This window comes from Nonomuraea deserti (genome assembly GCF_004348685.1).
GTDB classification, from domain to species: domain Bacteria; phylum Actinomycetota; class Actinomycetes; order Streptosporangiales; family Streptosporangiaceae; genus Nonomuraea; species Nonomuraea deserti.
The window spans coordinates 88,748-96,265 of record NZ_SMKO01000015.1 but is presented as its reverse complement, the minus strand read 5'-3'; the positions used below and the strand labels follow the sequence as shown (position 1 = coordinate 96,265).

Sequence of the window (7,518 nt, the reverse complement as noted above, 5' to 3'; positions counted from 1 at the left end):
TCCCACCCTGTGAAGGGGTAAGGCTCCCGGTAGACGACCGGGTTGATAGGCCGGGTGTGGAAGCACGGTAACGTGTGGAGCTGACCGGTACTAATAGGCCGAGGACTTGACCACAAAGCATACTTTCTTGGTGTGTGCTGCGCTCTGTTACCTTCGCTGGGTCCGGAGCCGCGCCGCATCAGGGATTGGTTTCTTGCTCGCGTCCACTAGGCAATTCTGAGGCAGCAAACGGTGTCGTTTGGTGTTTCATGGGGTTACGGCGGTTATGGCGGGAAGGAAACACCCGGTTACATTCCGAACCCGGAAGTTAAGCTTCTCTGCGCCGATGGTACTGCACTCGGGAGGGTGTGGGAGAGTAGGTCACCGCCGGACAATTTTTGGAGGGGGTTTCGACGCTGAGCGCGTCGAAACCCCCCCTTTTTGTTTTCCGGGGTCAGGTGACGGCGTCTGCCAGGAGCGGTTCGATCCGGTGGGGGACCTGGGTGGACAGGGCGATGGTGGAGTCCGTGCGTTGCACCGCGGGAGACGTCAGGATGTGGGCGATGATCTCCTGGAGGTGTTCCGTGGTTCTGGCGACGACCCGGCACAGCAGATCGTGCTGTCCGCTCGTCCCGTGCACCTCCAGGATGTGCGGTACAGCGCGTAGCGCTTCCACCGCCTCCCCCAGGCGTCCCTGCGCGATCTGCAGCCAGACGAACGCCAGGATCGGATAGCCGACGCCGGCCGGTGAGACGGTGGGGCCGAAGTCCTCGATGACGCCTCTGGCGGTCAGTTTCTCGACCCGGGCCTGGACCGTGCCCCTGGCCACCCCGAGCAGGCGGGCGAGTTCGGTCAGGCCGATGCGGGGGTGGGCTCGCATGGTCACGAGCAGGCGGGCGTCTAGATCGTCCACGAGGGCGTCCTCCGCGACTGTGCGATTCGTCCAGGAAACGCATGGTTTGGCGTGCGGGAACTAGCGTATCGCTCAGTCAAGTTGGTCGCTCTTGCCAGTGAAAGCGGGACTTGTTGTCATGTGGGGCATGTTTGAGGAAGCGCAGTACTTCGCCCCAGTTGCGGCTCAAGCGGACGGCTCCGTTGTGGTCGAGCTGTCCGCCTCGCACCCGGGGTTCGCGGATCCGGTGTATCGGGCACGGCGCAACGCCATCGCGGGGCTGGCTGTCAACTACCAGCCTGGGACGCCCATTCCGATCGCCGAGTACACCGAGCAGGAGCACGAGGTGTGGGCGACGGTCACCAGGGAGCTGGGGATCAAGCACGCCAAGTACGCCACGGCGGAATATCTCGACGGCACCGCCAGGCTGGGGCTGCCTCAGGAGAGGATCCCGCAACTGGAGGAGGTCTCCCAGCTCCTGGAGCCGCTGACCGGTTTCCGCTATCTGCCGGCGGCCGGGCTGGTGCCGCTGCGAGAGTTCTACGGCGTGCTCGCGGACGGGCTTTTCCACTCGACGCAGTACATCCGGCATCACTCCGTGCCCTTCTACACGCCGGAGCCCGACGTCATCCACGAGGTGATCGGGCATGCCAACGCGCTCGCCAACCCCCGGTACGCCGCCCTCTACCGCCTGGCGGGCCAGGCCGCACGGCGCGTCGAGGGGGAGGAGGCGCTGGAGTTCCTGTCGAAGGTGTTCTGGTTCACCATGGAGTTCGGGGTCATGCAGGAGGCCAACGAGCTCAAGGCGTACGGGGCGGGGATCTTGTCGTCGTACGGGGAGATCGAGGAGTTCCGTGGCATGGACATCAGGCCGCTGGACCTGTCCGCCATGGGCACCACGCATTACGACATCACGAAATATCAGGATGTATTGTTCCGGGCCGAGACGGTCCAGCACTTGGAGGACGTCGTCGGGGACTTCTGGGACACGTGTGACGACGACTCCATCGCGAAACTGGTCGCCGCTCGCGTCTAGCGCGCTGACCGGAACGATCACCGGGTTGGGTGGTGCTCGGGCATCGCTGGTTGAGGTCGCTCGGTGACCGTAGTGGCTGATGCTTTCTCGCTGTCGCTGTCGCTGTCGCTGTCGCTGCCGCCAGCGCGGTGCGGTGCGGTGCTGCTAGTGCCGCTGCTGCCTATGTGGCGGTGCCGGTAGAGGTGCTGCCGCTGGCGCCAGTACTGCTGGTGCTGGCGCCGATGCTGGTGCTGCCGGTGATTGCGGTGCTGATGCCGAGGGCGGGGTGCGTCGTGGCTGTGGATGCGTCTGCGTTTATGGCCGGTGCGGGGGCGGACCTGAGTCCGGCGCGGACGGCACCCGGCGGGGGCCGCCGACCCTGGCCGGGGCGGTGGTGGCCGTGTGCACGGCTGGGCCGGGTCAGGGCAGAGCGGTGTCGCCTGCAGCTGAGGGCTCCGGTACTGGTGCTAGGTCGACGACATCACCTAGCGGAGACGAGCTCCGCCAGGTGGTGCAGCGAGTTGGTGAGGTGCTCGGGGCCGAACGGCGGGAACTGGATGTACTCCCGGATGGACGGCGGCACCGCCGACCAGTCGTAGGTGAGCGTGACCTCGGTCTCGGACGGACCGAGCGGCGCAAGGTCGTAACGCCAGATCCAGCCGCCGAACTCCACCTGGCCGTCGCCCTTCTCCTCCCCCGTCAGCCAGCCGATCGCGCGCGGCGGGTCGAGCACCTGGACCTGGTTCGCCACCTGGTAGTCCCCGTCTGGGTGGTTGGGGTGATACATGTCCATCCGGAAGATCTGCCCCACCTCGGTCAGCGGCGCCTGGTTGACCGCTTCGTTCACCCAGCCGGTGCCGTCGATCGCGGAATGGGTTGTCGGGTCCGCCAGCGCCGCGAACACGTTCGCGACCGGCATGGCGACGGTCAGGGTGGCGCTCACGTTCTCCTGGTTCGTGTGCACGCTCGCTCCTTGTCATCCTCCTAGAGGCCAGGAAGGTCCCAACATGCAGACGACGCGGCGTGGCGGAACTCATCGGTCGTGTGGGCGGAGCTTGCACCCATGCCGCCGATGGCGGGCTGGTGCGGGTCACGTGGCAAAGGGCCGGGGCTGAGCAGGCGCGGACGGTCCCTGCCGCAGGGGGTCCAGGCGGGCCTGCCCGGTCGCGTGGAATGGAGGGATCACTCTCCGCGTACGGTGTCCTCACCGGGACCGTGACCCCCGCCGGCGGAGAGCGGCGGCCTCATGCCCCGCCGGTGCTCGCGGAACGTGGGCTGCGGGCGGTCCGGTGATCGGGTTCGGTCGCGGCACTAGCGGCGAGTTGTGAAATGTCGTGATAATGCTCGGATGATCGCGCTTGGGGCGAGAGCGATACCACGACTGGTCATCATCCTCGCCCTGCTCCTGCCGCTGGTCCCGATGCCCCGGCCCGTGCCCGCGAAGATGCACGCCGCTATGCCGGCCGTGGTGGACGTGACCACGTCTTCCGAGGTGCACAGGGAACCGCGAGGAAGGATCGAGCAGAGCGCGCGCGAGGAGACGCTGCCGCCGATCCCGGCCAAGAAGATCACCGAACGCCTCGACCGTTATCTGCGGGGCCGTCCAGGGCCGGTCACGGCCATGGTCAAGGAGCTGGAGACGGGGCGGGTCTACCGCTACCGTCCCCGCGAGCGGCTGATCACGGCGAGCACCGCCAAGGTCCAGATCCTCATGGCGCTCCTGCTCGACACCCCCTGGAAGAAGCTTCCCGCGGCCGTCAGACACGACGCCGACGTGATGATCCGCTACAGCGACAACCACGCCGCCGACCGTCTCTGGCTGCGCATCGGCGGGGCGGCCGGCTTCACCAGGGCGGGAGAGAAGCTGGGCCTGAAACACACGCAGGGCGTTCCGGGGGACTGCCTCGACCTCTATTGCTGGGGAATCACCCGAACGTCCGTCGAGGACCAGATCCGCCTCATGCAGGCACTGGTGTCCGGCAAGAGCCCGCTCGGGGCCAAGGACCGCGAGCAGGTGCTCGGCCTCATGGGCCGGGTCGTCGACGGTCAGGAGTGGGGGATCAGCGCCGCGACGTGCCGGGGCGAGCGCGCGGCGCTGAAGAACGGGTGGCTCAGGCGTGTCTCGACCAAACGCTGGGCCACCATCAGCGTGGGGCTGATCAGGGGCGACGGCCGCGACTACGCCGTTGCCGTGCTCACCGAGGGAAGCCCGGAGGTGTGGCACGGCATAGCGACCGTCGAAGGCGTGACCGAGCGCATCATGCGGGATTTCCGGAAATGCTCGGAGTGACGAGCCGGTAGCCCACGCCGCGTACGGTCTGGATGAGCTGGTCGTCCTCGTCGCCCAGGCGCGCACGCAGGCGTTTGACGTGCACCGCGATCGTGTTCGTCGACGTGGTCGCCGCAGCGTTCCACACGTGACGCATGATCTGCTCGCGGGTGACCGTACGGTCGGCGTTGCGCATTAGATACTGCAGCAGCTCGAACTCCCGCAGCGGCAGGTGCACGGTCCGTCCGCCCACGCGCACCTGGTAGGCCTGTACGTCCAGCTCGACCCCGCCCACCGCCAGCACCTTGTGCGAATCGGGGGAGGCCGCCTGGATGAACGGCAGCAGTTCGGGCACCCGGTAGGGCCTGGCCACGCAGGCCGCCGCCCCTGCCGCGAGCGCGCGTACGGCCTGCTCGGCGTGGCCCTCCCCGACGCCGAGCAGCACCGGTACGGCCCGCGCGAGGCGTACCGCGCGGACGAAGTCCACGGCGTCGATGACCGGGAGCGTGGCCGAGACGAGCACCACGTCGGGCTGCAGGGCACCGGCCTGCAGCAGCCCCTGAGCGCCGTCGGGCGCGCCCGTGACGGCCACGCCCTCACGTTCGAGGGCGGCCGCCAGGGCGTCCACGACGGCGCCGTCAGGGTCGGCGATGAGCAGTACGGGTTTGGTCCTCGTGTCCCCGTTCATCGTGGATGCCGTCTGCTGTCGGGTCATCAACCGAAGCGTCCCGTGATGTAGTCCTCGGTGGCCTTGTGGGACGGGTTGGTGAACATGCGGGACGTCTCGTCCATCTCGATGACCTTGCCGGGCTTGCCCTGCTCGGCCAGGTTGAAGAAGGCGGTCCTGTCGCTGACCCGGGCGGCCTGCTGCATGTTGTGGGTGACGATGACGATCGTGTAGTCGTCCTTCAGCTTGGCCATGAGGTCTTCGATGGCCAGCGTCGAGATGGGGTCGAGCGCCGAGCACGGCTCGTCCATCAGCAGCACCTGGGGTTTGACCGCGATGGCCCGCGCGATGCAGAGCCGCTGCTGTTGCCCGCCGGACAGGCCCGCGCCGGGTTTGCTGAGGCGGTCCTTGACCTCGTTCCAGAGGTTGGCGCCCTTCAGCGACTCCTCCACGGTGTCGTCGAGTCGCGACTTGCTGATGCGACCGTTGAGCCGCAGGCCGGCGGCGACGTTGTCGTAGATCGACATCGTGGGGAACGGGTTGGGGCGCTGGAAGACCATGCCGATCATCCGGCGTACGGAGACGGGTTCGACGTTGCCGCCGTACAGGTCGTCGCCGTCGAGCAGGACCTTGCCCTCGACCCGGGCGCCGGGGATCACCTCGTGCATGCGGTTGAGCGTGCGCAGGAACGTCGACTTGCCGCACCCGGACGGGCCGATGAACGCGGTGATCGAGCGCGGCTCGATGGTCATCGACACGTCCTCGATCGCCTTGTGCGACCCGTAGTACGCGTCGAGGCCCGAGACCTGGATCTGCTTGGACATATCTGCGGTTACCCCCTATCGGCCCCTGGCGGGTGAACGCCACCAGGCGATCAGACGCGCCACCAGGTTGAGCAGCATGACGATCAGGATGAGCGTGAGGGCTCCGGTCCACGCCCGGTCGATGGCGGTGTCGTTGGGACGCGCCGCCTGGTCGAAGACGTAGAGGGGCAGGCCCATCTGCGGCCCGGAGAACGGGTCGTTGTTGATGGAGTCGGTGAAGAACACCGTCAGGAGCAGCGGCGCCGTCTCGCCCGCGACTCTGGCCACGGCCAGCATGACGCCCGTCACGATGCCGGTGAACGCGGTCGGCAGCACGACCTTGAGGATCGTGCGCCACTTGGCCACGCCCAGCGCGTACGACGCCTCGCGGAGGTCGTCGGGGACCAGTCGGAGCATCTCCTCGGCGGATCTGACCACGGTCGGCATCATGAGGATCGACAGCGCCATCGCGCCGGCGAATCCGGAGTAGGGCATGCCCAGGAACAGGATCCAGAAAGCCAGCACGAACAGGCCGGCGACCACCGAGGGGATGCCGGTCATGACGTCGACGAAGAAGCTGATGGCCCGGCTCAGCCGGCCGCCGTTGCCGTATTCGACCAGGTAGATCGCGGTGAGCAAGCCGATGGGGACCGAGATGAGCGAGGAGAGCAGGACCTGTTCCAGGGTGCCGATGATGGCGTGGTAGGCGCCGCCGCCCACGTCGCGCGCGCCGATTCCCCGCATCGAATGGGTGAGGAATGTCATGTCGAAGCGCGCCAGGCCGTTGGAGATCACCAGCCAGAGCACGGACACGAGCGGCACCACGGCCAGCGCGAACGCCAGATAGACCAGCCCCTGGACCATGCGGTCCTTGAGCCGGCGGCCGGTCGAGATGTGCTGGATCGTGGTCATGTGTCGGCCTTCATGAGCTCTTTGCGCCGGTTGATGATCATGCGGGCGGCCATGTTGACGAGCAGGGTGATGATGAACAGCACCAGGCCCGAGGCGATAAGCGCGCCACGGCCGATGTCGCCGGCCTCGCCGAACCCGTTGGCGATGTTGGCGGCGATGCTGTTGCCCTGCGGGGTGAGGATCTGGAAGCTGATGCCGAACGTCGCCGGGAAGATCAGCGCGACCGCGATGGTCTCACCCATCGCCCGGCCCAGGCCGAGCATCGCGGCGCTGATCACGCCGGGGCGGCCGAACGGCAGCACCGCCATGCGGATCATCTCCCAGCGGGTCGCGCCGAGGGCCAGCGCGGCTTCCTCGTTCATCTTCGGCACTTGCAGGAACACCTCGCGCGAGATGGCCGCGATGATCGGCAGGATCATGATCGCCAGCACGATGCCGCCGGCGAGCATGGTCTTGCCGCCGATCGCGCCCTCGCCGGCGAACAGCGGGAACCAGCCGAAGGTGTCGTTGAGCCACTGCGACGGCTCCCTGAGCAGCGGCACCAGGAAGGCCACGCCCCACAGGCCGTAGATCACGCTGGGCACCGCGGCGAGCAGGTCGATCAGGTAGCCGAGCGGCCCGGCCAGGCGGCGCGGCGCGTAGTGGGAGATGAACAGCGCCACGCCCACCGCGATGGGCATGGCGATGACGAGTGCGAGTGCCGAGCTGAGCACGGTGCCGAACGCCAGCGCGCCGATGCCGAACACCTGGCTGCTGTTCGGGTCCCAGGTCAGCTCGGTGAGGAAGTTGCCCTTGTCGGCCCGCAGCGCGGGGATGGCCTCGCCGATGAGGAAGACGGCGATGGCCGCCATGATCCCCAGCAGGAGGACGCCGGCCCCGGTGGACAGGAAGCGGAAGGGCGCTTCACCATGGCTGCGCCGCGAGGCGGACCGGCTCGTGGCCGGTCCACCTTCACGGATTTCCGTTTTGATCGTCATCAGC

General features: G+C 67.5%; 8 protein-coding genes and 2 rRNA genes. 4 read left to right on the top strand and 6 right to left on the bottom strand.

Annotated features, from left to right (window positions below):
• Together E1292_RS09285 and rrf are read left to right on the top strand one after the other, a co-directional pair.
• Positions 1-114, top strand: a 23S ribosomal RNA gene (locus E1292_RS09285); the annotation flags it as partial.
• Positions 115-255: 141 nt separating this feature from the next.
• Positions 256-372 (top strand): 5S ribosomal RNA (gene rrf, locus E1292_RS09280).
• Positions 373-433: 61 nt separating this feature from the next.
• On the opposite strand, the gene E1292_RS09275 is transcribed toward rrf, so the two are convergent.
• On the bottom strand, positions 434-892 hold the full coding sequence (locus tag E1292_RS09275; RefSeq protein WP_132594049.1) for an Lrp/AsnC family transcriptional regulator: 459 nt from the start codon (positions 890-892) through the stop codon (positions 434-436).
• 127 nt (positions 893-1,019) lie between these two features.
• On the opposite strand from E1292_RS09275, the gene E1292_RS09270 reads away from it, so the two are divergent.
• On the top strand, positions 1,020-1,907 hold the full coding sequence (locus E1292_RS09270) for a phenylalanine 4-monooxygenase (RefSeq protein ID WP_132594047.1): 888 nt from the start codon (positions 1,020-1,022) through the stop codon (positions 1,905-1,907).
• A gap of 460 nt (positions 1,908-2,367) precedes the next feature.
• Here the strand turns inward: E1292_RS09270 and E1292_RS09260 are convergent, their stop codons facing one another.
• The gene (locus tag E1292_RS09260) at positions 2,368-2,850 is read right to left on the bottom strand and encodes an SRPBCC family protein (protein ID WP_132594045.1); all 483 of its coding nucleotides are present in this window, start codon (positions 2,848-2,850) and stop codon (positions 2,368-2,370) included.
• 384 nt (positions 2,851-3,234) lie between these two features.
• Here E1292_RS09260 and E1292_RS09255 point away from each other — a divergent pair, with 384 nt between their 5' ends.
• Positions 3,235-4,176, top strand: coding sequence for a serine hydrolase (locus E1292_RS09255; RefSeq protein WP_246090019.1), 942 nt, complete (start codon positions 3,235-3,237; stop codon positions 4,174-4,176).
• Here E1292_RS09255 and E1292_RS09250 read toward each other — a convergent pair.
• From E1292_RS09250 to pstC, 4 genes are read right to left on the bottom strand one after another with little or no spacing between them, the layout of a single operon-like run.
• Positions 4,145-4,870 (bottom strand): winged helix-turn-helix transcriptional regulator, encoded by a 726-nt coding sequence (locus tag E1292_RS09250; protein WP_132594043.1) that lies wholly within the window; start codon positions 4,868-4,870, stop codon positions 4,145-4,147. The genes E1292_RS09255 and E1292_RS09250 overlap by 32 nt on opposite strands.
• Positions 4,870-5,646 carry a phosphate ABC transporter ATP-binding protein PstB gene (gene pstB / locus E1292_RS09245; protein WP_132594041.1) on the bottom strand — a complete coding sequence of 259 codons (777 nt, stop codon included), beginning with the start codon at positions 5,644-5,646 and terminating at the stop codon, positions 4,870-4,872. The genes E1292_RS09250 and pstB overlap by 1 nt, the downstream gene beginning before the upstream one ends.
• Before the next feature lie 15 nt (positions 5,647-5,661).
• Positions 5,662-6,537, bottom strand: coding sequence for a phosphate ABC transporter permease PstA (gene pstA / locus E1292_RS09240; RefSeq protein ID WP_132594039.1), 876 nt, complete (start codon positions 6,535-6,537; stop codon positions 5,662-5,664).
• Complete coding sequence (gene pstC, locus E1292_RS09235) at positions 6,534-7,514, bottom strand: phosphate ABC transporter permease subunit PstC (protein WP_132594037.1); 981 nt, start codon at positions 7,512-7,514, stop codon at positions 6,534-6,536. The genes pstA and pstC overlap by 4 nt, the downstream gene beginning before the upstream one ends.
• Positions 7,515-7,518 lie beyond the last annotated feature (4 nt).

What these genes read in the sequence shown, in the direction of transcription:
- E1292_RS09250 (WP_132594043.1), bottom strand. Translation starts at nt 4,870, where the DNA reads ATGACCCGACAGCAGACGGCATCCACGATGAACGGGGACACGAGGACC.
- pstB (WP_132594041.1), bottom strand. Translation starts at nt 5,646, where the DNA reads ATGTCCAAGCAGATCCAGGTCTCGGGCCTCGACGCGTACTACGGGTCG.
- pstC (WP_132594037.1), bottom strand. Translation starts at nt 7,514, where the DNA reads ATGACGATCAAAACGGAAATCCGTGAAGGTGGACCGGCCACGAGCCGG.
- E1292_RS09270 (WP_132594047.1), top strand. Translation starts at nt 1,020, where the DNA reads ATGTTTGAGGAAGCGCAGTACTTCGCCCCAGTTGCGGCTCAAGCGGAC.
- E1292_RS09255 (WP_246090019.1), top strand. Translation starts at nt 3,235, where the DNA reads ATGATCGCGCTTGGGGCGAGAGCGATACCACGACTGGTCATCATCCTC.
- pstA (WP_132594039.1), bottom strand. Translation starts at nt 6,537, where the DNA reads ATGACCACGATCCAGCACATCTCGACCGGCCGCCGGCTCAAGGACCGC.